Here is a 25063-nt window from a genome sequence, read left to right as displayed (position 1 = left end):
TAAAAACCGGGCACGAGAATGATAAAATGATTACAGACCATTAACGGCTAAAACCAGAATCCCAGGCTAAAGAACCAGTAACTTTCTTTAGTCTCGGGTGAATAGGAATATTTTGCTTCCAGTGGCCCCATAAAAGTTTCGATTCCGTAACCAATTCCGTAGCCATTATAATCGGGCATGCTTAGCCAGTTTCCAGTCGTGTACAGGTCATCTTCAACATTGGCAATATTGGCGCTGGCGATAATATGGTTCTTTCTGAAAAGCTCATAGTCAAACTCCAGTTGCGCTTTTATATAACTATCTGCGGAAAGGCTTAAGAAATCATAACCCAGGAAAGGTTTGAAATTATTGATAAAATCATTCCCGTAACCACCCAGAAAGAAATCCAGTACCTGGCTTTCATCATTTCCTATCTTAAAACCAGTTCCTGTACTTATTCGCGTAGTGAATTTGGGAAAAGGCTGGATAGCGTAACCCAAACTTCCCTTTGCGATCGAGAACTCCGAAAAATCATTATTATAATCTGAAGAATACAGGTAAATATGAAAGTCTCCATCAAAACGAACTCCTTTGGTGGGGAAGTATTTATTATCGTAAGAATCGAATTTCACGTATCCAAAGCCGCCGGCATAGTGGTCATTTGCCAGGACCAGTTCCTGACTTTGATTGATCGCATCGTTAAACGTATTACTGCTATACTTCAAATACTTGTGTTCCAGCCCAACACCTATGGAAAATACCTGCTGAAAAAGTGATTCCACATAGATCTGATTGGTGAAATCTCTCACCGTAACTTCCAGCTCTCTAATATCCTGAAATTCACTAATACCCTCAGGATCCCTGATGCCATTTAAGAGCAAGCCTTTGTCAAAAGTGTTATAGCGAGAATTTATTCCGAAGCTCCAGTAAAAACCCTTATCCAGGTAATAGTTAAAATTGTAACGCAGGTTATCCCCCACGATAAGATCCAAAGAAGCAACATCATTGGTAAAAAGTAAACTCTTGCGGGTAAGATTCACCAGCGCACCACTTTTATAAAGCTCATCATAATGCAATCCCAGTCGTAACAGCATTTTGTTTTCACTTTCCTCAATTTGCATGGCAAGTGCATAATTGCCATTTTCATCTTCTGGAATTAGCTGGTAATTGATGCGCTCAAAGTTACCGGTTGCAGAAAGGTTGTTAATCCCAATATTCAGATCATCGAAATTGTATGTTTCTTCGTAGTCAAGCTTTAATTTACCCTGCACATAAGCTCGTGGGTAGGTATTATTTCCTTCTACTGAAAGTGCACTAATATTAAAACTATCGATCTTTGGAACCGGCTTACGAATTAATAAGCTATCATCAGGATTACCCAGCACCTTAAGTTCCTCTAGCATATTGTTTGCGGCCACCGCTCCAGAATCTATGATCGCCTGTCCTTTGTCAAAAGCCATGACCGAGAAAGAATTTACATTCGGCTTAATGTAAATATCTGTTTTTGGAGCTTTCTCCTTCATGTCATTGATCGTACGAAAATTTGAGATCTGGCTCATAATTTCAAAGACACTCCTTAATTTATCTCTCTTAACAAGGCTATCCTGCACATCAACCCCAATAATGACCTCAGCTCCACGACGCCTTAATTCTTCGATTGGGTAGTTATTAGCAACCCCACCGTCTGTTAATAACTGTCCATCAATTTTTATGGGACTGAGAAGAGTTGGAATCGCGCCACTGGCTGAAATCGCCTTAGCCAATGATCCACTATCCAGAATTACTTCGTCGCCGGTTTCCACATTGGCTGCAATACAGAAAAACGGAATGGGTAATTCGCTAAAATCTTCTACATCACTTACATGAATGGTAAGTCTTGATAGTAAATTGTAAATATTCTGACCCTTAAAAAGTCCGCTGGGAAATGAAATATCAAAGTTGTCAAAAGGAAGTGTGATCGCATATTTTTCTGAATCCTCCTTTTCGTAGAAAGTTTTCGCCCGCCTTGGCAGGTTATCCTGAATAAGGATATCAAATTGTGTAGTTCTGAAAATAGAATCAAGTTCACTGGCAGAATAGCCGGAAGCGTAGAGTCCGCCAATGATTGCTCCCATACTGGTGCCTCCAATATAATCGATCTTGACGCCCTGCTCTTCAAGGGTTTTTAGCACACCAATATGAGCAAGACCTTTGGCACCGCCCCCGCTTAATACCAGTCCAACCTTTGGCCTATCCTCTTCCTGGCATTTTGCTCCAAAGGAAATGATAAGACTAAGGATGAAAAGATATTTACGCATTCTCTTTATGATAAAATTGATAGACGATGGTTGCTCTTGCAGCTCCAATCACTTCAGCAAGTTCCTTTTCGCTTGCTTCCTTCACTCTTTTTAAAGACCTGAAATTCTTCAGTAAATCAATGACTGTTTTTTCTCCTATTCCGGCAATGGACTCAAGTTCGGTATTTAACGCGGTTTTACTTCTTTTATTCCGGTGAAATGTAATTCCGAAGCGATGCGCCTCATTTCGAAGCTGCTGAATGATCTTTAGAGATTCAGATTTTTTGTCCAGATATAAAGGTATGGAATCACCTGGATAGTAGATCTCTTCCAGTCGTTTTGCAATCCCTATGATGGCGATCTTTCCGCGGAGACCTAAGGTATCCAGTGCCTTTACACCGCTGGAAAGTTGCCCTTTTCCACCATCAACGATAATTAATTGTGGAAGCGGCTCATCTTCATTTAGCAATCTTCGATAACGCCTGAAGACTACTTCTTCCATAGAAGCAAAATCGTCTGGGCCCTCTACGGTTTTAATATTAAATTTTCGATAATCCTTTTTGCTTGGTTTTCCATCCTTGAAAACCACGCAGGCGGCAACCGGATTGGTTCCCTGGATATTTGAGTTATCAAAACACTCGATATGCCGCGGTTCTTCGCTAAGTCTAAGATCTTCCTTCATTTGCGCCATAATACGGTTCACATGACGGTCTGGATCTATGATCTTCATTTGCTTAAACCGTTCCTGCCTGAAATACTTGGCATTTCGCTGGGACAACTCTACGATCTTCTTTTTATCACCAAGTTTTGGAACCGTGATCTTAAGGTCTTCACCCACATCTACTTTGAAAGGCACATAGATCTCAGTAGATTTTGAGCTGAAACGCTGCCTGATCTCCACAATGGCCAGTTCCAGCAATTCCAGGTCGCTTTCATCCAGCTTCTTTTTCATCTCGATGGTATGAGAGCGTATGATCGCGCCGTGAGATAACTGGAGAAAATTTACATAGCCGTAACCTTCATCACTTACTACGGAAAAAACATCTACATTATTAATACGTGGATTCACTACTGTAGACTTGGATTGATAATTCTCCAGCACATCGATCTTGATCTTGATTCGCTGAGCATCTTCAAATTCCATATTCTCAGCATGCTCTTTCATTTGATTTCGAAAACGCTGAAGGGAATCCTTGAAATTACCTTTTACGATCTGGCGAATAGCTTCAATATTGCGATTATATTCTTCTTCAGGTTGTAATGCTTCACAGGGTCCTTCACAATTACCAAGATGGTATTCTAAGCAGACCTTGTATTTATCATTCTGAATCTTATCTTCGGAAAGATCATAATTACAGGTTCTTAACTTGTATAATCCTTTGATTAGATCGAGTAGTGTATTTACGGTTTTAAAGCTTGTAAATGGTCCATAATATTCGCTGCCATCACGAACCAGTTTTCTGGTAGGAAAAACACGTGGAAACCGCTCATTTTTAATGCATATCCACGGGTACGTCTTATCATCCTTTAGCATTACATTGAACCTGGGCTGATGTTTCTTGATCAAATTATTTTCCAGGAGCAATGCATCGGTTTCTGAAGCAACTACGATATGTTTTATTTCATGGATCTTCTTGACCATGACTCCAATTCGATGGCTATCATGTCTCTTGGTGAAATAAGAAGTCACCCGTTTCTTCAAATTCTTGGCTTTCCCTACATAAAGGATCTTTCCATTCTTATCGAAATACTGATAAACACCCGGGCTATTGGGTAAAGTTTTTAATTGTACGTCCAGAGCTGGCTTTTCCATTACCTCAAAAATAAACATTAAAATAAGCTCACTAAACCTTTTTTGGCTTCCGAAGTAAATTTTAAGAATATCACCCTACGTATCAAAATATTGTATAATCTTTCGTTTACTTTGCACAGCTCCCAGACTTAGGGCATTTTAGTATATTGCATTATGGAGAAGATTGTGATCGGAAGATTTGACAAGGCAGATTTTCCTGCTTTACACCTCAACGACATCGCCATTAAAATTGATACGGGAGCCTATAGCTCCTCGATACATTGCGAGAATATCAAAGAAGTTGATGATGAACTGCATTGTACCTTTCTGGATGCTGAACATCCTTTATATAATGGCAAAGCTTTTATTTTTAAGGATTACGACATTGTATTTGTAAGAAGTAGTAACGGGATCATCCAGAAACGATATCTGGTACGCACCAATATCAGGCTCTTCGGAAAAGTATTTAAAATATCCCTATCGCTTTCAGACAGACAGGAAATGCGATATCCGGTATTAATTGGAAGAAAGTTTTTAACCAAAAAATTTATTGTAGACACCGAGCTTATCGATGTCTCTTTTAACCTGAAGTAATATGAAGATTAGAATATTATCCAGAAATCCCCGACTCTATTCTACAAGCCGACTGGTAGAAGCCGCTAAAAAGCGCAACCACGAAGTAGAAGTGATCGATCCTACAAAGTGTGACCTGGTTATTGAAAAGAAGAAACCAAGTATCTACTACAAAAACCATTTCCTGGATGATACTGATGCGGTAATCCCAAGAATTGGAGCTTCGGTAACTTTTTACGGTACTGCTGTAGTAAGACAATTCGAAATGATGGGAACATTTACCACGACCGAATCACAGGCGCTGGTAAGAAGCAGGGACAAATTAAGAAGTTTACAGATATTATCGAGAGCAAGACTTGGTTTACCTAAAACTGTTTTTACCAACTATTCGAAAGATGTGACTGAAATTCTGGATCATGTTGGTGGTGCCCCGGTGATCATTAAATTGCTAGAAGGTACTCAGGGATTAGGAGTCGTACTGGCTGAAACTCAAAATGCCGCAGAATCTGTCATTGAAGCCTTCAACGGGCTACAGGCAAGAGTAATCGTGCAGGAATTCATCAAGGAAGCTGGTGGAGCAGATATTCGGGCTTTTGTGGTAGATGGACAGGTTGTAGGTGCGATGAAAAGACAGGGTAAAGAAGGTGAGTTTAGATCGAATCTTCACCGTGGAGGTTCAGCATCCATCATTCAGCTAACAGATGAAGAGGAAAATGCAGCTATCAAGGCAGCGAAAGCAATGGCTCTTGGTGTGGCCGGTGTGGATATGCTGCAAAGTAGTCGTGGTCCTCTTATACTTGAAGTAAACAGCTCTCCTGGTCTGGAAGGGATTGAAGCAGCAACCGGAAAGGATATTGCCAAAACGATCATTAGATATATTGAACGAAACGTCTAACATATGCCGCGAATAGACAAGAACAATGTTCTTGAGATCCTGGGAGAAAAAGTACTGCCGGGTAAAAGAGCGACCATAAATTTTAATATGGCCAAGCTATACACTACCACATCTGTGGAGGTGCCGGTCATTATTGAGCGTTCCAAAAGACCTGGTCCAGTTGTTCTTCTAACAGCAGGAATTCATGGCGACGAGATCAATGGAGTTGAGATCGTAAGGCAGATCATTTCGAAGGGTGTCAACAAACCTAAAGTGGGTACCGTGATTTGTATCCCTATCGTGAACATCTTCGGATTTTTAAACATGGCTCGTGAATTTCCTGATGGACGTGATCTTAATCGTGTGTTCCCCGGAACAAAAAATGGGTCGCTGGCCAGTAGATTCGCTTATCAATTCGTAAAGAAAATACTACCAATAGCAGATTTTTGCCTGGACTTCCATACCGGAGGTGCTGCCAGGTTCAATGCTCCACAAATACGAGTTAAAAAAGGCGATGAACAAAGTATTAAATATGCGAAGATCTTCAACGCTCCTTTTACCATACATTCCAAAACGATCACAAAATCCTACCGGGAAACCTGTTCAAAATTAGGAATTCCCGTTTTGCTGTTCGAAGGTGGAAAATCCCTGGACTCCAATAAAGATGTAGCAAAAGTGGGTGTAGACGGCGCTATGCGTATTCTTAGTCATCTGGAAATGCTGAATGATAAATTTGAATATCCAGAAGTAAAAAGAGACACTGTTCTTATCGAGAATAGTTCCTGGTTACGGGCAAAGTACAGTGGTCTTCTACATGTCAAGATTCCCTGTGGCAAACATGTTGAAAAGGGTGAATATATCGCTACAATTACCGATCCCTATGGTAAATTTAGTCATAAGATCAAGAGCAGTAGCGAGGGTTATGTGATTAATATCAATGAATCCCCGATCGTATATCAGGGTGATGCCATCTTTCACATTTCCATGCAATCAAAAGCACTTTTCGATGAAGAAGTCTGAGATCAGGAAGAAATTTAAGCTTTTACGCAGTCAGCTTGCTCAGGAAGATATCGAGAGCATGAGCATAGATATCGCGAATAAATGTCTTGAACTAAGCGTGTGGGATGCACGATACTTTCATATTTTCCTAAGTATTGCTGAACAAAAGGAAGTAAATACAGAATATTTGCTACATGTATTACAGGGAAAAGACAAAGAGATCATTGTTCCCAAATCTGATTTTGAAACTGGTGAAATGATCAATTACTTACTAACAGATCAAACCAGGATCGTTAAGAATCAATGGAATATTCCTGAACCGGTAGACGGCATCCAGATTGCTGCACGACAGCTGGACGCTGTCTTTATTCCTCTTCTGGCATTAGATAAAAGCGGACACCGAGTTGGATATGGGAAGGGTTTTTACGATCGCTTTTTAAGCCGCTGCAAGAAAGACATCATTAAAATTGGTGTTTCTTTCTATGGACCAGTAGATGAGATCAGTGATGTATATACAAGTGACATTCCACTGGACTATTGCGTTACTCCCAACAGAATCTACGATTTCAGGAAAAAATAATTTTTGCTACAACTAGCTTAAAAATGTACATTTAACATTGCCAAAAGACCCTAATGCTTAGCGACCTTCAGTTAAACAGCATACTTCAGGATTTCGATATCGCCTATTGGAAGATCAATCTCTTTTCCAAGGAGATTAGCTGGTCAGATCATTTCAGCAATCTTGTAGGTGATCCTAAGATCGAAGAAGATCGTTTTGAATTTTTTATCAATCATATTCTACATCCCGATTATCGCTACGATTTCAGAATTCATTTTGAGAAACTTATCGCTGATGATGAGACTTTCAAATTTGAGATCAAGTTGAAACTTGGGAATGGAAAGTATCGATGGTTTGAATGCAAGAATCTAAAAAGCAAGGATAACTCCTTCAGGGAAACTGCGGTACTACTATTTGTAAATATACACCAGACCAAGCGGGACCAGTACACGATCGAAGAAAATTTCTTCTACTATCGCGAAACTGCAGAAATGACTTCTACCGGAGGCTGGTATGTAGACACGATCAATAAGAATATTTACTGGGATGATGTAACCAAGAAAATTCTCGATTGCCCCCGGGATTTTCAACCTGCTTATGAAAAGCGGGAAAGCTTCTATGCTGAAGAACATCATAACAGAATGAAATCTGCCTTTGATAAGTGTGAGAACTTCGGGATTCCTTTCAAACTGGAATTGAAAATGATCTCCTTTCAGAATAGGGAATACTGGGTGCGACTAACAGGAAAACCGGTATATGATGACGATCAGCAAGTGATTGGAATAAGGGGAGTTTTACAGAACATCGACGAAAACAAAAACAATGAACTGAATCTTCAGAACTCGTTGGACATCATTGCTTCACAAAATTCCCGACTTTTCAACTTTGCCCACATCGTTTCACATCATTTAAGATCCCATAGTAGCAATTTAAGTCTTATTGTGGAATTGTTACGAGAGGCCAAGACAGATAGAGATAAACTGGATCTACTTGCCAATGTTGATGATGTGGCTGGCAACCTGGATTCTGCGATTTCAAGACTGAACAATATCGTTAGTGTTCAAAGTTCGCTAAAGAAAAAACGGGTCAAAATTAAATTTGAAGAGGCTCTGGAGATCGTTCTGGCATCGATATCATCACTCATTAATCGGGAAAATGCAAAAATCGTCGCTGAGTTTCAGGATTTGAAAGAAATTAGCTATATACCTGAGTATCTTGAAAGTATTTTATTAAATTTAATCACGAATGCGATCAGATACAAACAACCTGGTCGTAAACCGGTCATCTTTATCCAGACATATATTGAGAACGAAAAGGAATTTCTCGAGATAAGTGACAATGGAATGGGGATCGATCTCGACGAGTATGGTGATAAAATGTTTGGAATGTACCGAACCTTTCATCATACCAGTCAGGAAGCAAAAGGTATTGGTTTATTCATTACCAAAAACCAGGTGGAAGCTCTAGGGGGAGCCATATCTGTAAGTAGTACTCTAGACATAGGAACTACGTTTAAAATAAAATTCTAGATCTATACAATGGGGCAGAAAGTAGAACTAGCGTGTATCATCGATGATGATAAGATATACGTGAACTTGGTTAAAAAGATCATAGAGATCAAAAAATTATCAGAGAATCTTCTAATCTATAAAAATGGTAAGGAAGCACTGGATTATTTCAAGAAAACCATGTCTTCTGTTACCCATGAAGATTTGCTACCAGATATCATATTCCTGGATCTTAATATGCCTGTAATGGATGGCTGGGAGTTTTTAAATGAATTCCTGAAGATCAAGAACAACCTGAATAAAAAGATCACTCTTTATGTAGTAAGCTCCTCGATAGACCCTCGGGATTTGGAGAGAGTGAAATCATTTAATATGGTTACAGATTATCTCATAAAACCTATTGAACTTAAAAAGTTCGAAAAGATCTTCGATAAAACTGCTGCCTGATTTTATTCTTCTTCCTTCGGAAAAGCTTTCTTATTGAATATTAAAAGTAAAGCTACACCAACGCTGATCGCTGAATCTGCTATATTAAATACGGGTTCAAAGAATGTAAAGTATTCTCCACCCCAGAATGGAACCCAACCAGGTAAATAACCTTTCCACAGAGGGAAATATAGCATGTCTACCACCTTTCCGTAGAAAATTGAACTATAGCCACCAGCTTCAGGTAAAAAACTTGCTACATGGCCGTAGCTATCGTCAAAGATGATTCCGTAGAAAACAGAATCGATGATATTTCCAAAAGCTCCGGCAAAGATCAGCGCGATTGAAACGATCAATACTCTTGAGCCATTCTTTCTAACTGCATCCCATAACCAGTAACCAATACCAACTATAGCGGCCAGCCTGAAAAGAGTGAGGGCTAGCTTGCCATATTCACCAGGGATCTTGGTTCCCCACGCCATTCCTTCGTTCTCAACAAAAAGAATACTAAACCAGTCGAAAACCTCGATCTCTTCACCTAGAGCAAAATGTGTTTTGATATAAATTTTGGAGATCTGATCTATTAATAAGATCAGGAAAATGATGATTCCGGCTTTTTTAAGCGACATGGTTTATTTTTAATTGAAACGCACCAAAAATACTAATATTATTTAGTTTTAAGCACCAATATATTGCCGTCTATAGACTTAAGTTTTATAGGGTTTCTACCTCGTAAATATTTCGGTAACTCCACCTTTCCATTCCTGCTTTCAGCATCAACAAGACCGGAACCTGTTTCCACCCGAATATTACCATCGTAAGTATTAATCGTAGCATTTCCTGCAAAATCCCTTAAGTCACAAAAACCATCTTTAAGGTTCGCTGTTAACTGGTTAAAGGATCCAGTTGTAATTAAAGAAGCTATATTAGAATCTACAGAAATTTCAAGATTCTCTGGAATCTCCAGTTCTAGCTCTAAAGAAAAGACCTTATGTGCACTTAATTTATCAAAACCTCCGGTTAATTCTTGGGGATAGCTCGTTTTTATGCTCAAATTACCGTTATCGACTTTTGTTTGAACAAGAATCAGATTAAAGTATTCACCTTCAGAATGAGTAATGAGCCTGATCCTGTCTGTATTGGTAGCGGTAATAGTAATTTTGAAAACCTCGTTGGTAAGTATGTTGATGGATTCAATTCCTGAAGCATTGAAGATCTCGCGGGTGTCACGCTGGGCATGTAGTGACATGCTGAAACAGAAAAACCACAGCAAACAAAACTTCTTCAACATCTTCCTTCAGTAAAAATAAAAACGTCCGGAACAAAAAATGCTCCGGACGTTAATTTGATCAGTTTAGCGTTGTAAATTTTTTGCTTCAATGCTTAAGGTTGCATGAGGTACTAAAAGCAATCTTTCTTTAGCGATCAACTTTCCAGTGACTCTACAAATACCATAGGTCTTATTTTCGATCCTGTTAAGAGCATTTTTAAGATCACGGATAAACTTCTCCTGGCGAATAGCTAGTTGAGAGTTCGCTTCCTTGCTCATAGTTTCACTTCCTTCCTCAAAAGCTTTGAATGTTGGGGAGGTATCATCTGTACCATTATTTCCATCATTCTTATAGGCTGACTGATAATTAGACAACTGCTCCTGTGCTTTCTCGATCTTTGATTTGATCAAAGCCTTGAACTCGGCTAGATCTGCATCGCTGTAGCGTTCTTTTACATCTGTAGACATGGCTTAATGTTTTTTAATGAACATTTTAGTGGTGACATCATCAAATTCTACATCTGCACCTTCCTCCACCACCTCTGCAAATTCGAGGTTTGCAGTTAATGTTTCTGTTTTAATATAGGTTATATTATCATTCACGGCATCCTCGATCATACCGTCCTTCTGTAGGGTTACATCTATTGTATCAGTCACTTCAAAGCCTGAATCTTTTCGGAGGTTCTGGATCCTGTTTACCAGTTCCCTGGCAACACCTTCCCTTTTCAACTCCTCACTGATACTAACATCCAGTGCCACAGTTAGATTACCACTGCTGGCTACTAACCATCCTTCAATATCCTGAGAGCTTATTTCTACCTCAGCGAGTGACAAATTAACCATTTTTTCGTTAATGTTTAATTCGATCTCTCCTTCTCTCTCAATCTTTGCGATGTCCTCTGCAGAAAAATTATTCACCGCATTGACAATCAGCCTAATATCCTTACCAAATCTTGGACCAAGAACTCTAAAGTTAGGTTTTACCTGTTTAACCAGAAGTCCTGATGCATCGTCTATAAGCTCGATCTCCTTCACATTAACCTCAGACTTTATAAGGTCTGCAACCGCCTCGATTTCATGCTTTTGTGCATCATCAAGTACCGGAATCATTACCCTTTGCAAAGGTTGACGCACTTTGATCATTTCCTTCTTCCGTAGTGAAAGTACTAAGGAAGAGATCGTCTGTGCTTTTTCCATTTTGTGCTCCAGGGATTTATCAACAAATTCTGGTTGATAAACTGGGAACTCAGCAATATGTATAGATTCTGAAGTATCCTTCCCTGTAGCATTATTCAGATCTCTGAAGAGTCTGTCCATAAAGAAAGGCGCTACCGGTGCTCCCAGCTTTGCCACAGTTTCCATACAGGTATATAATGTCTGGTAAGCGGAAATCTTATCCTGCTCGTAATCACCTTTCCAGAAACGTCTTCTGCTTAAACGCACAAACCAGTTACTAAGGTTCTCCTGAACAAATTCTGAAATAGCACGGGTTGCTTTCGTTGGCTCATATTCAGCATAGAACCTGTCCACCTTTTCAATAAGTGAATGCAGTTCTGAAAGGATCCAGCGATCTATTTCAGGTCTTTTGTCAAGGTCTACATCTGCTTCAGCATACGTAAAACCATCTATATTCGCGTACAGTGTAAAGAACGAATAGGTGTTATATAAAGTTCCGAAGAACTTACGCTGAACTTCTCCAATTCCTTCAATATCAAATTTTAAGTTGTCCCATGGATTTGCGTTGGAGATCATATACCATCTCGTAGCATCTGGTCCATAAACAGCCAGCGTTTCAAATGGATCTGCTGCATTTCCAAGACGCTTGGACATTTTTTGCCCGTTCTTGTCCAGTACAAGTCCGTTAGAAACAACGTTCTTATAAGCAACATCATCAAAGATCATGGTTGCGATCGCATGCAGCGTATAGAACCATCCTCGTGTCTGGTCTACACCTTCAGCAATAAAATCTGCCTTACGCCATTCATCTTCTACTTTTTCCTTATTCTCGAATGGATAATGCCACTGCGAGTAAGGCATAGAGCCAGAATCAAACCAAACATCGATAAGGTCTGCTTCTCGCTTCATAGGTTTTCCTGAATCTGAAACCAGCGTGATCGTGTCTACCACATTCTTATGAAGATCTACTTTTTCATAGTTCTCTTCACTCATGTCACCAGCTACAAAATCTGAAAATATATCTTTTTCCAGAACTCCAGCTTCCACGGCTTTCGCCATTTCCTCCTTTAATTGCGCTACAGATCCAATCACCTTTACTTCCTTGCCATCGTCGGTTCTCCATATAGGTAATGGTATTCCCCAATAGCGGCTACGGCTAAGGTTCCAGTCATTTGCATTGGCCAGCCAGTTTCCAAATCTTCCTTCACCGGTAGACTTCGGCTTCCAGTTTATGTTCTGGTTAAGTTCATGCATTCTGTCCTTGAACTCAGTTACCTTAATAAACCATGAGTCCAGCGGGTAGTATAAAATTGGTTTATCTGTTCTCCAGCAATTTGGGTAGCTGTGAACATATTTTTCAACCTTAAAGGCCCGGTTATCTTCTTTGAGTTTGATGGCCAGCTCTACATCTACAGACTTTTCTGGCGCCTGCCCATCATCATAGTATTCATTTTTTACATATTTCCCGGCAAATTCTCCTAACTCTGGTCTGAATTTACCCTGAAGATCTACTAGTGGAACCAGATTACCGTTCTCATCCTTTACAAGAAGCGGCGGCACTTCTGGAGAAGCCTGTTTTGCCACCAAAGCATCATCTGCACCAAAAGTTGGTGAGGTGTGTACGATTCCCGTACCATCTTCAGTAGTTACAAAATCTCCTGAAATTACTCTGAATGCGTTTTCAGGATGATCGTTTGGCTGAGCATAATCAAGTAGTTGCTCATATTTTATTTCAACAAGGTCTTTTCCGATAAAACCTTCGCCTATTAGAAACGGGATTTTCTTGTCACCTTCAGAATAAGCTTTAAGCTCTTCTTCCGAAGAAACCTTAGTGAATTTTTTATCAAATTGCTTTTCAGCCAGATCTTTTGCCACGATAATGGTGATTGGCTCAAATGTATATTGATTATATGTTTTTACGCTTACATACTGGATCTTAGGTCCAACAGTCAGTGCAGTGTTAGATGGTAAAGTCCAGGGAGTGGTAGTCCATGCGATCAAGAAAGCCCCTTCCAGCCCAGCGCCAACCGGTGCAGCAGACGAGTCTGTTATTTTGAACATTGCCGTTACCGTAGTATCGGTCACATCCTGGTAAGTTCCTGGCTGGTTAAGCTCGTGAGAACTCAAACCAGTTCCTGCCTTTGGAGAATATGGCTGAATGGTATAACCCTTGTAAATAAGATCCTTCTTATATATTTCTGAAAGCAACCACCAAACAGTTTCCATGTATTTGGACTTGTAAGTGATATATGGATCTGTCATATCCACCCAGTAACCCATCTTTTTGGTAAGATCGTTCCAGACATCGGTATAACGCATCACGGCATTCTTACATGCCTCGTTATATTTTTCAACACTAATTTTTGTTCCAATATCCTCTTTAGTGATCCCAAGTTCCTTTTCCACGCCAAGTTCGATAGGAAGACCATGAGTATCCCAACCTGCTTTACGTTTAACCTGAAATCCTTTTTGAGTTTTATATCTACAGAAAATATCCTTGATAGAGCGAGCCATTACATGGTGAATACCAGGTAATCCGTTTGCAGATGGAGGTCCTTCGAAAAAGATGTAAGATTCCTTGCCTTCGCGAGAACTTATACTCTTTTCGAAAATATCATTCTCTTCCCAGTAATTAAGAATTTCTTCAGCCACTTTAGGCAGGTCAAGACCTTTATATTCAGGGAATTTTGCACTCATTTTCTCCTATTTTCAAATGATGTGCGAAAATAAGGATTTTTAACAAAAGATGATATGATTCCTCGCTAAAAAACGATAGTCATTTAGGATCAAATAATTCTGAAATATGAAAGCATTGAAGTTGTTAAAAATTATAGCTTAGGGCTATGATCAAATTTCTACCTGCTGCCGCAATTCCTGAAGAATAGGTACGATATCGTTGGTTGGTAATATTTTCCAATGAAACCGTAGCCAGCCAATTTGGATTAAGCCTGTATTGTCCCGTAAGATTGAGCGTATACCATGCCGGGGAATATGGATTTCCGTTCGAATCTGTGGCATATAAATAAGCCTTATCCCGCTCTCTCGGAGCTAGATCTTCAAAGTCAAACTCACCATTGTACTCAGCAAAAAGGTCAAGATTTAATTTTCGCTTGTTCCAGACCAGATGTGAACTTCCAAACATAGGTGCCGCATGTCTTAAAGGCACATACTCCCCACCATCATTTTCTTCTCCATAGGTATAACTAAACTGAGAGTTCATACGTAAGGCTACCGAAAAATCAATTTCCAGTCCTGCTTCCAGTCCATAAACATAAGCATTGGCTGCATTTTGTATGGCCTGTACACGACTTGGTTCTCCCTGATAATCGATCTCGGTAACACCATCCAGATCATAATCTCTTCGAACCATCGCATCATCGAGGTACGTGTAATAAGCAGTTAGCCCAAAACGAAGATTATCGCTAAAATTGAAGTCGGCTCCAAGTTCTGCATTATAGGCATATTCCGACGTCAGGTCTGGATTAGGCACGACTACAGATCCAGGTTCAGAATCAAATATTTTACCAATATCATCAATATTTGGAGCACGAAAAGCGGTAGAAAGTCCCAGTCGCCAACCTACAAAATGATTTTGATGCCAGTTAAGCCCAAGACTTCCCGTAAGCGCACCAGTGCTAATATTTGCTTCCTCAAAAGGAAAATCATAGAAACGATCCTCAAATTTTGCGTCCACCAGGATATGATTATAGCGCAATCCCGACTGTAAAGAAAGATCTACACTTATTTTCCACTGGTAACTCGAATATACCGCCATGGATTGCCACTTTGAGTCGTCCGGATACCTGCTTGCTGTATCTCCGGTTTCTGCATTCTGAATATTTCTGAAAGCTCCTTCGGAAGCAACCGAATTAAGTACATATTCGAAACCATAGAACAACTTGCTCTCAGACAATGACTTTTCGAAATCCAGATTTGCTGAATAAGCATCTACATGTTCTTCCGTAGAAAAAAGGACAGGCTCTCCGAAATCCCGGTCATTTCTACTCTCGCCAAAATACTGATAGGCACCTGTAAACTGAACTTTATCATAGAATTCTGAACGGCTGCGATGATTGATTTTTAAATTTCCAAGAAACCAGGTTTGCGGACCATAATACCATTCTGCAGCACGCAAAACACCATCTTTCTTGCGGTATAAACGGTCAAACCTCGGAAAATCGGAAGTCTGAGAGTAGACAAGTCCGAGATTAAAATCCCAGTCTTTGGATGGCATATACTTGACCTTTTGCAAGAGGTTGATCTGGTCATATCCTGTAGGCTTTTGAACCAGCGGATCTGGATTTTCCGCCATTACATCAATACCGTTCTGTCTTTCAGCATATTCAGGTCGCAGATAGTCATCTGGACCATGTTCTCCCATCTTCAGATCTCCAAAATCTGAATAAGTGATCCCGGTTCTAAAAGCCCAGTTTTCACGTCCTACATTTACATCTGCATGTACCGTATTTTCATTATTAGCAGTGGCAAATCGAGTATAAATAGAGCCTGAAACTGAAGTGCCACCGGTAAAACTAAAATCTGGCTGCAGTGTATAAAAATTCATCACCCCGCCAATAGCATCACTCCCGTAAACCACAGAACCCGGACCAAGAATAACTTCGGCATTCTCTACCATTAATGGATCTACTGAGATCACGTTCTGAAGATTCCCGCTTCGGAAAATGGCAGAATTCATACGAACTCCATCCACGGTAAGCAAAAGTCTGTTAGTTGAAAAACCTCTTATCATGGGACTTCCGCCGCCTAACTGGCTTTTCTGAACAAAAACCTGTCCCGTACTTTCCAGCAGATCTGCTGAAGTTTGAGGATTCGCCATTAAAATTTCAGAAGGAACGATGCTCACGATCTTCTGTGGAATTTCGTCTTTTTTCAGCTTAAAACGCGCCGCTGAGAGTGTGATCTGTTCCAGTTGATTTTCACCCGGTTCTAGAACAACGATACTATTATTCTGAAGGATCTCTCTTTTTCTGCGATATACTTCTTTATAGGAAACCGACTTAAAAATAATGACTTCGGTATCTGAGAAATTAGTGATGATCGCTACTCCTTCAATATCTGAAATAGTATATTTTGACTGATCCTGATTGTAAATGGCCACCCCGGCAACTGGTTCACCGGTATCGCTATCCAGAATCCTGATCTCCTGTGCAGAAAGATGGAAATAAGAAATAAAGAAAAATAGAACTAAGAGTCCTGACCGCATTTATCCAAAAATTTCATTTAACACTCCAAGAGACTTCGGTTTACGAAAACCTTCAATATGCAGTTCAAAATAAAGAAGAAGCATTTTCAGGAAATCTGTGCGTGAAGCCTGGTTTAATTTTATATTCGCTAAGGCATCAAATTCGGTGCCCAATAGCATTTTCAGCAAAACTACATTATTACCTTCTATGCAATAGTCGTTTGTGGGAATTTCCTGAAAAACTCCATCGAGCATATTAAAATATTCAGCTTCTGAAGTAGAATTTTGAGGCTGGAACCCAAGATACCTGGTAAGTTGAAGTAGGAATAACAGATGGAAATTGGCGACTTTTTCCGCAGCATCAAGATATTGCAGGTTATATTCAAGGTAATGGAATAGCGCTTCGTTGTTTTCTTCTTCCCTGATACTATTTTTGAGAACTTCAGCCAGAAACATGACCAGCGCCTGTTTGACCGGATGTGTGTGCAAGCTTTGATAATTCGCAATCACTTTTGCTTCTTTCAAATACTCCAGTTTCCCTGTATTTTTGTGATTGGCTACGATATCCAGCTGAGTAAGACTTTGGAACATGGAAGCTTTGAATTTACCCCGGCGACTTTTAAGCACTCCCTTCAGCATATAGGTTCTAAGACCATCAGACAGCGTGTAAAGCTTGACTATAAGATCTGCCTCCCCATATTTTAAAGCACTGATCACGATCGCTTTGGTATGCACCAGCATGCTGAAAGAATTTGTGAGCAATGTATAAAAAAAGCCGCTTTTCAGCGGCTTTAGTCTTATATTTCGAATGCTTAACTATACAACACCCTGTGCTAGCATAGCGTCTGCTACTTTTACAAATCCTGCAATGTTCGCTCCTTTTACGTAGTCAACATAACCATCTTCAGTAGTACCATATTCCACACATGCCTCATGAATATCATTCATGATCTCATGAAGTTTCTTATCTACTTCTTCCGAAGTCCAGTTATAACGCATAGAGTTCTGAGACATTTCCAAACCTGAAGTTGCAACACCACCGGCATTAGAAGCCTTTCCTGGTGAGAACAATATCTTTTCATTATGGAAAACCTCGATCGCTTCAGGAGTACATGGCATGTTCGCTCCCTCTCCTACACACATACAGCCATTATTGACCAATGCCTGAGCATCTTCTTTATCCAATTCGTTCTGAGTTGCACACGGTAATGCGATATCACACTTAATCTTCCATGGAGTTTTACCTTCATGATATTCAGCTCCGGAATATTGATCTACATATTCACTAATTCTACCACGTCTCTCATTCTTAAGCTCCATGATAAACTGAAGTTTATCTGCATCAATACCATCTTTGTCATAGATGAATCCACCAGAATCTGACATGGTAACTACTTTAGCTCCAAGCTGAGTTGCTTTTTCGGCAGCATATTGCGCAACGTTTCCAGCACCTGAGATCACTATGGTTTTACCCTCTAGCTTTTCTCCTTTGGTTTTCAGCATATTTTGAGCGAAATATACGTTCCCGTATCCTGTAGCTTCAGGTCTAATCAAAGATCCACCGTAGCTAAGACCTTTCCCGGTCAAAATTCCCGTAAACTCATTCTGAATTCTCTTATACTGACCAAATAAAAATCCAATCTCACGAGCACCAACCCCAATATCACCTGCAGGTACATCAGCATTAGCTCCAATATGTCTTTGCAATTCAGTCATAAAGCTCTGGCAGAAACGCATTACTTCATTATCAGATTTTCCTTTTGGATCAAAATCTGATCCTCCTTTACCACCACCCATAGGAAGTGTTGTAAGGCTGTTTTTGAAAGTCTGCTCAAACGCAAGAAACTTAAGAATACTAAGGTTTACTGATGGATGGAAACGTAAACCACCCTTATATGGTCCAATTGCTGAGTTCATCTGGATTCTAAATCCTCGATTTACCTGAATATCCCCGTTATCATCAAGCCATGGCACTCTAAACATCACAACCCTTTCCGGCTCCACCATACGCTCCAGAAGCATCTTGTTCTGGTATTTTTTATTCTTTTCAATAAAAGGAATTACGGTTTCAGCCACCTCATGAACCGCTTGCATAAATTCTGGTTCGTTCTGGTTTCTGGTTGACACCTTTTCCAGGAAATTTTTGATATTTTTTTCCATAATGACTGGCGCTATTATTAAATTATAAATTTTTTATCCAAATTATGGTGCAAATATAAATATTCTATAAGGATTACTGGATTCATTCCGTCATTTGATATAAAATTAACTTTTACTTTCAGAGCCTGTTTTCTCGGCCCGTTTATAAATATTGTGTTAAAGTAGTTTTGCTATATTTGCTAACGTTGCAAGCTGCATTCAATGAACTTCAATAAGGTATTTCTTCTGTTCGTAATCATTATCCTTGGCTATTCTGAAAATGCTTCGGGACAGCTTAGTTTTTCTAACGAAGTTGGAGTCATTGCAGGACCTGCCGGTTTCTTTACCGATTATGGTGAGCGATGGAATGTGAAAAACAATCTGGATAATGGTGGTTTTGGGGTTGGCCTAGTACATTATATGAATTTCGCTTTCAAACCAGAATGTAGTTGCAGGCCCTCCAGCTTATGGTTTACTAAATATTTCAGAATTAGAAATGAGATCGATTATCTAAGATCTAACCTGGACCATTATGGTCCGGTGGCAGAAAAAAATAGTTTGGGAGGACAGCAACTTCGAGCGATGCATGGAGAAACTGAAGTTATTGAAGCAGGAACCTCTCTTGAATATCATTTTTTAGGAATAAAAAAAGCCAGGGATTTTGGCTACTTGTTCGCTCCTTATATCTCCCTTGGAGTACATTTTGTGCATTACAGGCCTACAGCGTATTCAGATCTTGGACCATTGGATAGTCCTAAAGTACTTTTTAACACGTTTGAAGACGGACTCTTCCTGGAACCAGGAAACACCTTTGCCATTCTTGGAAGTGCAGGACTACGGTACAGGCTGAGTAGATTCAGCGATCTGCAACTGGAAGCCAGAGCTACTTATTATGATACCGACAAACTGGAAGGGCTGGATGTACAGGGACCGCAAAACAAGTTTAACGACTTTGTACTCTGGTTCAATGTAGGATACATTTATTACCTGGATTTCTAGAATTCCAGGTCAGCAGAGTTCAAAATAGTTCCACCTTTTCTAAGAATTTCCAGTTTCATTTTTTCAAAACCTTCTTTATCTATTGCCCTGGTTGCATCTTCGATAAGTGTCGTTGTAAAACCTTCCGCGATGCTATCCAGAACCGAATAGGCTACGCAATAATCCCCGGCCAAACCGGCGAAATAAACATTCTTAACACCTTTATCCTTCAGATAACCTGAGAGTCCCGTAGACTTCAAATGAGCATTATCGTAAAATCCACTATAGCTATCGATTGCCAGATCTGTTCCCTTTCTAAAAATGGTTTCGATACGATTGGTATCAAGCTCTGGATGGAATTCAGCGCCACTGGTATTTTGAACGCAGTGATCCGGCCATAGAACCTGATCAAGTCCGTTTAATTTTATAAGATCAAAAACCTTCGCATTTTCATGAGCTGAGGCAAAGCTGGAATGCCAGCTAGCATGCCAGTCCTGGGTAGCAATTACCAGATCAAATTTTTGCTGAAGATCGTTTACCAATGGAACTATTTCATCACCATTCTCTACAGCAAGTGCACCGCCCGGCATAAAATCATTTTGAATATCTATGAGAACTAGCGTTTTCATTATATCTTATTTTTCTGCATTTTGATCAATTGATCCCGTTCCTCTTTCAGCAATTCGCTAATCCCGATCTTATAGATATGCGGATTATTAAATCGTTTGTATTCTATAGGCAATTCTGAAAGTCTCGCGATACTATATTCTGAAATTTCACTAAGACTTCTTTTTTTCTGTAACACCTTTCCTTTATCCATGACCAGTTCTAGTAAAGCTTCTAGTTTGTAATACTTAAGATTCATGGATTTGTAAGGCTCGAATGGATGATGCATTTCCTGAATATTATCTTCATGGTACAGGCCAATTGCATCTGCTCCAATACACTTCCCATTCTCATCCTTTATTCTGAAAACCTGTTTTTTATGTGGAAGGGTGATCTTAATAATACTTTCTGAAATTTTTATTCTTGGTTTACCTGCGGAAAATGCCAGTTTATAAACCCCATCCAGGGCACCATCAGGATCGCCGGTCACCAAGTTCGTTCCCACTCCGAAGATATCAATGGGAGCCTGTTGCTCTAATAAACTTTTGATCACATGCTCGTCCAACTGATTCGAAGCTGCTATTTTCACATAATCAAGGCCCGCTGCATCGAGCATTTTCCTGCTTTCCTTAGCAAAATAACTTAGATCTCCACTATCGAGCCTGACTGCCAGTAATTTTTGACCACGCTCTTCCATCTCCATTGCGACCTTTATCGCGTTAGGAATACCACTTTTTAAAGTATTATAAGTGTCTACAAGAAATACACAATTTTCAGGACGACCTTCAGCAAAGTCCCTGAAAGCCGTCAATTCATCATCATAGCTTTGCACAAAAGAATGGGCCATCGTTCCAGAAACAGGAATATCAAAATCTTTTCCGGCGACTACGTTACTTGTACCATTAAAACCTCCAATGATGGCAGCGCGAGTAGCAAAATACCCACCGCTAGCCTGAGCACGTCTCAATCCAAAGTCGAGCAATGTAGCATCTCCCGCCACTAAGCGCATACGGCTTGCTTTGGTAGCGATAAGTGTTTGAAAGTTCAGCAAATTGAGAAGAATGGTTTCGATAATCTGTGCTTCAATAATACTTGCTTCTACCTGTAAGATCGGCCGGGTCGGAAATACAATATCACCTTCTTTTACTGAATAGATCTTTCCTTTGAATTGGAAATCCTTTAAGTATTCAAGAAAATCCTTTTCAAAACCCTGTTCCTTTAGGAATTCCAGATCATCTTCAGAAAAACGAAGCTTCTTCAAGATTTCCAGAAGATCCTCAAGTCCGGAAAAGATTGCATAACCACTTTTAAACGGGAGTTTTCTAAAATAATAATCGAAAACAGCCTGCTGCTCCTTCTGTCCTTTTTTGAAATAGACCTGAGCCATGGACAACTGGTACTGGTCTGTATAAGTGGCGGTAAATTTATTCATAGTAAATTCTTGAGTTCGATCTATTTGCTAATCGAAAGATCGGAATTCACAAATTTACCAAATTTAAAATACAGGTTTATCAACAGAGAAATTAATCTCAGGAAATAAGTTCTGCTTTAGATTGTTCTGGTGTAGTTTAATCTTTTAAATCGTCTGAAAGGGAAATGCGATACCTGCCATTTTCAGAAGGTAATAGTTTTTCACTTACCAGTTCCAGCGTATTTCCTTCCTGTATCCACGGAATTTCTTCGGAATTATCCTCGGCGTCGTACCCATCGAACCAGGCAAAATCAATATCCTGGTAATAGGAGGTGATCTTAAGTTCATAAACTTCACCTTTTTTACTCCATTCTATTAGGTAGTCTGAATCATTAGGAACTGGCAAAGCTGTTTCAGGATCTCCATTTCCGGAAACATAAATTGTGCTTAGATCTGATGGTGAGAACCAGACATAGGTATTTTCCCATTTGTCACTATAGCTTTCAGGATTTACAAGCGCAGCGGGGTTACAGCTTGAAAATAAAATCAGCATCATCGTGATGATTGAAAGGTAAAATACTCTGGAAGTCTTAAATTTTAAAAATGTTGGGGTTACGACGTGTTCAAGGAACACATCCTTTAAAATTTTCATATTTGTGATTCGATTACAGCAAGCTGAAGCCGAAGTAGTTTGGGGTTTGGTGAAATTAAAAAATTAGAACAGCTGTACCGAATGAATGTGCTTTACTAACTTAAGTTTGTGAATAAATGCTTTTAGAGTCCGTCTAAACACCGCAATTAATCGGTGAACAGCGAAACTTTGTACGGTTTTCCATAACTCTATAATTTCACCATCTTAAGCAAGCTTACGCACTGAAAACCAGCAAACACAGGTACTCAACTATAAATCAGCTTTTTATAACGTTTAACGCTATAAATAAAAGATTTGAGACAAAAAAAGTCACATTTAGAAATGTGGCTTTTTAATGGTAAAACGACAGGCTTATACCTTTTTGTAACTGGAATTGTATTCTTCCATAAGACTCATGATCGCTTTCATTAGATCTTTAGTTTCCAATAATAAATTGAAGTACAAGGTGGTGTTCTTAGGACTGGATTCTTCAGTTCTTGTTCTTGACACCTGTTTTTCGATCTTTTCAGAAATCCTCTGCAGCACTACATCTTTTTTAGCAACGACTCCACTTATATCCTGGAACTCCCTGTTATTAAAGATCACTTCGATCTCTGTTAGTAATTCGCTTAAAATATCATCGATCTCTTTAAGATCTAAAAGCTGATTATATCGTAGCGGTTTGTGATTATTATTCACGTGCTTGTAACTTTTCTTGGAAATATACTCTAGTGATTGAGCGATATCTGTAAGATGCCCAAGAATTGAAATATAAAAACTACTTCCACGTACACTTGTTTCATCCAGACTTTTAATAAAAAAGAAAATCTGGTCTCTTAGATCTTCGATCTCAGACTCAAGTTTCTCCACACCCTTCTTACTCTTCTTTAGCTTCTTCTTATCCTGTTTGGATAATCCGGCAAAGGTATCAGAGAAGATCTTGTTGGATCTGCTTACCACATTAGAAATATTATCAGCACTTTCAAGGATGATCCCCTGAACGGTCTTACTTTCAGATTTCTTCAAGCCAGACTTATCGGCTTTAGCGGTTTCTTTGTTCTTATGTGAAATATAGTTTCTAACAAGTAAACCTATGGCTGCCAGCAGTAGAATAGCAATTGCAGGTCCTTTTCCGAGGAAAATAATATAAGTTAAAATTCCTGCCGCAGAGAATGCGCTAAATGCAGTGAAGAACCAACCTCCAATTACTTTCAAAACTCCTGCAACGCGATATACCGCACTTTCTCTACCCCAGGCTTTATCTGCCAGGGAAGTTCCCATAGCTACCATAAAAGTTACGTAAGTAGTAGATAATGGCAATTTATAAGAAGTAGCGATAGAGATCAATACTCCGGCAACGGTAAGGTTAATTGCAGCGCGAATCATATCAAAAGCAGGTTGTTCTTCTGCTTTATCCCCAACAAGTATATCGTCGGGTTTGCTGAAGCTACGACCAATCTTTCTACGCATTCCGCCTGGAATCACAACTCTAAAAGTGTCGGCAAGCTTTGTAGTTCCTGTTACAAGTGCGCGGGAAAGCATATTTGGATCGAACTTTTCAGTTCCATGTCCCTGTCTCGAAAGACCAATTTCAGTTTCGGCCACACTCTTTGCTTTCTTAGAAAACCAGAGTGTAAGTACCATAATAGCTCCAGAGATAAATAGTAATATTGGTTCTGCCGGTACTTTATCACGTAGCACTTCCATAGAGAATTCTGTAGAGATCTGGCCAGATGCTGCCCAGGCTTCATAGGAGTGGTAAGCTGCCATTGGAACTCCAATAAAGTTTACCAGGTCATTCCCTGAGAATGCCAGTGCCAGACCAAAAGTTCCTACTGCAATCACGAAGATGAGGATACTTTTCTTAAAGATCTTCATGAACAAATAGCTGAAAAGTGTCCAGAAAAGGAAACTAACTGCGATCACAGTATAAACCTGTGTAGAAAGAACATCTTTAAAACTATCGTAGTAAGGGGTTCCTTTCATCCCTTTGAAAATGATGAAATAACTGATGGCTGCAAGACAGATTCCTCCGAAAATAGAACCAAAATTCTTGATCTTCTTCTCGTATTCGAAGGTGAAGACCAAACGGGACAACCACTGTACCAGCGCTCCTATGGTAAATGCGATCACTACAGATAGGAATATACCAGATATAATTTCGGTAGCTTTATCTGTATTGATATAGTTGGAAAGATCTGCCAGCGTTTGAGTATCTGAAGCTCCAATCTTGATAAGCGCCATTACTACTGCTGCTCCAAGTAATTCGAAGACAATGGAAACTGTTGTTGAAGTTGGCATTCCCAGCGTGTTGAAAAAATCCAGCAGGAGAATGTCTGTGATCATCACAGCCATGAATATGATCATGATCTCGTCAAAATAGAACTGACCAGGCATAAAAATACCTTTTCTGGCTACCTCCATCATACCGCTGGAAAAAACAGCACCAATAAAGATTCCTACACTGGCCACGATCATGATCGTTTTAAATGAGATCGCTTTGGAGCCAATCGCGGAGTTCAGGAAGTTAACGGCATCATTACTAACCCCAACCACCAAATCGGCAATGGCAAGAACCACTAATGCAACCAGCATCAACAAGTAAATATTTTCCATTTTATTGTGTTTAAAAAGCGGTGCAAGTATCCAACCAAATCGTGGAT

Annotated in this window: 20 protein-coding genes; 7 read left to right on the top strand and 13 right to left on the bottom strand. The window is 39.7% G+C overall.

Annotation, left to right across the window (positions count from 1 at the left end):
• Positions 1-47 precede the first annotated feature (47 nt).
• Positions 48-2276 carry a patatin-like phospholipase family protein gene (locus tag T8I65_RS01340; protein WP_322301708.1) on the bottom strand — a complete coding sequence of 743 codons (2229 nt, stop codon included), beginning with the start codon at positions 2274-2276 and terminating at the stop codon, positions 48-50.
• Positions 2269-4068 (bottom strand): excinuclease ABC subunit UvrC, encoded by a 1800-nt coding sequence (gene uvrC / locus T8I65_RS01335; RefSeq protein WP_322301707.1) that lies wholly within the window; start codon positions 4066-4068, stop codon positions 2269-2271. Before uvrC ends, T8I65_RS01340 begins: the two co-directional genes overlap by 8 nt.
• Positions 4069-4221: 153 nt before the next feature.
• On the opposite strand from uvrC, the gene T8I65_RS01330 reads away from it, so the two are divergent.
• The 6 genes from T8I65_RS01330 to T8I65_RS01305 are packed head-to-tail and all read left to right on the top strand — an operon-like array spanning position 4222 to position 9007.
• Positions 4222-4641 (top strand): ATP-dependent zinc protease, encoded by a 420-nt coding sequence (locus T8I65_RS01330; protein ID WP_322301706.1) that lies wholly within the window; start codon positions 4222-4224, stop codon positions 4639-4641.
• A gap of 1 nt (position 4642) precedes the next feature.
• Complete coding sequence (gene rimK, locus T8I65_RS01325; protein ID WP_295178420.1) at positions 4643-5515, top strand: 30S ribosomal protein S6--L-glutamate ligase; 873 nt, start codon at positions 4643-4645, stop codon at positions 5513-5515.
• Between the two features lie 3 nt (positions 5516-5518).
• A complete protein-coding gene (locus T8I65_RS01320) occupies positions 5519-6514 on the top strand; it encodes a succinylglutamate desuccinylase/aspartoacylase family protein (protein WP_322301705.1) in 996 nt (331 codons plus the stop codon).
• On the top strand, positions 6501-7073 hold the full coding sequence (locus T8I65_RS01315; protein ID WP_322301704.1) for a 5-formyltetrahydrofolate cyclo-ligase: 573 nt from the start codon (positions 6501-6503) through the stop codon (positions 7071-7073). The genes T8I65_RS01320 and T8I65_RS01315 overlap by 14 nt, the downstream gene beginning before the upstream one ends.
• 53 nt (positions 7074-7126) lie before the next feature.
• Positions 7127-8581, top strand: a complete 1455-nt coding sequence (locus T8I65_RS01310; RefSeq protein WP_322301703.1) for a PAS domain-containing sensor histidine kinase — start codon at positions 7127-7129, stop codon at positions 8579-8581.
• A gap of 9 nt (positions 8582-8590) precedes the next feature.
• Entirely contained in the window at positions 8591-9007 is a 417-nt protein-coding gene (locus T8I65_RS01305; RefSeq protein ID WP_322301702.1) for a response regulator, read from the top strand.
• Positions 9008-9009: 2 nt separating this feature from the next.
• Here T8I65_RS01305 and T8I65_RS01300 read toward each other — a convergent pair whose 3' ends face one another.
• The 7 genes from T8I65_RS01300 to gdhA all read right to left on the bottom strand — a co-directional run bounded on the left by T8I65_RS01300 (position 9010) and on the right by gdhA (position 18795).
• Entirely contained in the window at positions 9010-9615 is a 606-nt protein-coding gene (locus T8I65_RS01300) for a lipoprotein signal peptidase (protein WP_322301701.1), read from the bottom strand.
• A 38-nt stretch (positions 9616-9653) separates the two neighbouring features.
• Entirely contained in the window at positions 9654-10235 is a 582-nt protein-coding gene (locus T8I65_RS01295) for a hypothetical protein (RefSeq protein ID WP_322301700.1), read from the bottom strand.
• A 105-nt stretch (positions 10236-10340) separates the two neighbouring features.
• Positions 10341-10724, bottom strand: coding sequence for a TraR/DksA family transcriptional regulator (locus T8I65_RS01290; protein ID WP_322301699.1), 384 nt, complete (start codon positions 10722-10724; stop codon positions 10341-10343).
• 3 nt (positions 10725-10727) lie between these two features.
• A complete protein-coding gene (gene ileS / locus T8I65_RS01285; RefSeq protein ID WP_322301698.1) occupies positions 10728-14129 on the bottom strand; it encodes an isoleucine--tRNA ligase in 3402 nt (1133 codons plus the stop codon).
• 124 nt (positions 14130-14253) lie between these two features.
• Entirely contained in the window at positions 14254-16656 is a 2403-nt protein-coding gene (locus T8I65_RS01280) for a TonB-dependent receptor (protein WP_322301697.1), read from the bottom strand.
• On the bottom strand, positions 16657-17376 hold the full coding sequence (gene recO / locus T8I65_RS01275) for a DNA repair protein RecO (RefSeq protein ID WP_322301696.1): 720 nt from the start codon (positions 17374-17376) through the stop codon (positions 16657-16659).
• A gap of 75 nt (positions 17377-17451) precedes the next feature.
• On the bottom strand, positions 17452-18795 hold the full coding sequence (gene gdhA, locus T8I65_RS01270) for an NADP-specific glutamate dehydrogenase (protein WP_322301695.1): 1344 nt from the start codon (positions 18793-18795) through the stop codon (positions 17452-17454).
• 201 nt (positions 18796-18996) lie between these two features.
• Here gdhA and T8I65_RS01265 point away from each other — a divergent pair, with 201 nt between their 5' ends.
• Positions 18997-19773 (top strand): THC0290_0291 family protein, encoded by a 777-nt coding sequence (locus T8I65_RS01265; protein ID WP_322301694.1) that lies wholly within the window; start codon positions 18997-18999, stop codon positions 19771-19773.
• Here the strand turns inward: T8I65_RS01265 and pncA are convergent.
• From pncA to T8I65_RS01245, 4 genes are all read right to left on the bottom strand, one after another.
• A complete protein-coding gene (gene pncA, locus T8I65_RS01260) occupies positions 19770-20381 on the bottom strand; it encodes a bifunctional nicotinamidase/pyrazinamidase (RefSeq protein WP_322301693.1) in 612 nt (203 codons plus the stop codon). The two genes, T8I65_RS01265 and pncA, sit on opposite strands and share 4 nt — an antisense overlap.
• On the bottom strand, positions 20381-21790 hold the full coding sequence (locus T8I65_RS01255) for a nicotinate phosphoribosyltransferase (protein WP_322301692.1): 1410 nt from the start codon (positions 21788-21790) through the stop codon (positions 20381-20383). The genes pncA and T8I65_RS01255 overlap by 1 nt, the downstream gene beginning before the upstream one ends.
• Positions 21791-21926: 136 nt before the next feature.
• Entirely contained in the window at positions 21927-22421 is a 495-nt protein-coding gene (locus T8I65_RS01250; protein ID WP_322301691.1) for a hypothetical protein, read from the bottom strand.
• A 351-nt stretch (positions 22422-22772) separates the two neighbouring features.
• Positions 22773-25016, bottom strand: coding sequence for an inorganic phosphate transporter (locus tag T8I65_RS01245; protein ID WP_322301690.1), 2244 nt, complete (start codon positions 25014-25016; stop codon positions 22773-22775).
• Positions 25017-25063: the final 47 nt, after the last annotated feature.

It is taken from the genome of Christiangramia sp. OXR-203 (assembly GCF_034372165.1).
GTDB lineage: Bacteria > Bacteroidota > Bacteroidia > Flavobacteriales > Flavobacteriaceae > Christiangramia.
This window is presented reverse-complemented; position numbering and strand designations above follow the sequence as displayed.

Coding starts and splice junctions, on each gene's coding strand:
- T8I65_RS01340 (WP_322301708.1), bottom strand. CDS start 2,276: ATGCGTAAATATCTTTTCATCCTTAGTCTTATCATTTCCTTTGGAGCA.
- uvrC (WP_322301707.1), bottom strand. CDS start 4,068: ATGGAAAAGCCAGCTCTGGACGTACAATTAAAAACTTTACCCAATAGC.
- T8I65_RS01330 (WP_322301706.1), top strand. CDS start 4,222: ATGGAGAAGATTGTGATCGGAAGATTTGACAAGGCAGATTTTCCTGCT.
- rimK (WP_295178420.1), top strand. CDS start 4,643: ATGAAGATTAGAATATTATCCAGAAATCCCCGACTCTATTCTACAAGC.
- T8I65_RS01320 (WP_322301705.1), top strand. CDS start 5,519: ATGCCGCGAATAGACAAGAACAATGTTCTTGAGATCCTGGGAGAAAAA.
- T8I65_RS01315 (WP_322301704.1), top strand. CDS start 6,501: ATGAAGAAGTCTGAGATCAGGAAGAAATTTAAGCTTTTACGCAGTCAG.
- T8I65_RS01310 (WP_322301703.1), top strand. CDS start 7,127: ATGCTTAGCGACCTTCAGTTAAACAGCATACTTCAGGATTTCGATATC.
- T8I65_RS01305 (WP_322301702.1), top strand. CDS start 8,591: ATGGGGCAGAAAGTAGAACTAGCGTGTATCATCGATGATGATAAGATA.
- T8I65_RS01300 (WP_322301701.1), bottom strand. CDS start 9,615: ATGTCGCTTAAAAAAGCCGGAATCATCATTTTCCTGATCTTATTAATA.
- T8I65_RS01295 (WP_322301700.1), bottom strand. CDS start 10,235: ATGTCACTACATGCCCAGCGTGACACCCGCGAGATCTTCAATGCTTCA.
- T8I65_RS01290 (WP_322301699.1), bottom strand. CDS start 10,724: ATGTCTACAGATGTAAAAGAACGCTACAGCGATGCAGATCTAGCCGAG.
- ileS (WP_322301698.1), bottom strand. CDS start 14,129: ATGAGTGCAAAATTCCCTGAATATAAAGGTCTTGACCTGCCTAAAGTG.
- T8I65_RS01280 (WP_322301697.1), bottom strand. CDS start 16,656: ATGCGGTCAGGACTCTTAGTTCTATTTTTCTTTATTTCTTATTTCCAT.
- recO (WP_322301696.1), bottom strand. CDS start 17,376: ATGCTGGTGCATACCAAAGCGATCGTGATCAGTGCTTTAAAATATGGG.
- gdhA (WP_322301695.1), bottom strand. CDS start 18,795: ATGGAAAAAAATATCAAAAATTTCCTGGAAAAGGTGTCAACCAGAAAC.
- T8I65_RS01265 (WP_322301694.1), top strand. CDS start 18,997: ATGAACTTCAATAAGGTATTTCTTCTGTTCGTAATCATTATCCTTGGC.
- pncA (WP_322301693.1), bottom strand. CDS start 20,381: ATGAAAACGCTAGTTCTCATAGATATTCAAAATGATTTTATGCCGGGC.
- T8I65_RS01255 (WP_322301692.1), bottom strand. CDS start 21,790: ATGAATAAATTTACCGCCACTTATACAGACCAGTACCAGTTGTCCATG.
- T8I65_RS01250 (WP_322301691.1), bottom strand. CDS start 22,421: ATGAAAATTTTAAAGGATGTGTTCCTTGAACACGTCGTAACCCCAACA.
- T8I65_RS01245 (WP_322301690.1), bottom strand. CDS start 25,016: ATGGAAAATATTTACTTGTTGATGCTGGTTGCATTAGTGGTTCTTGCC.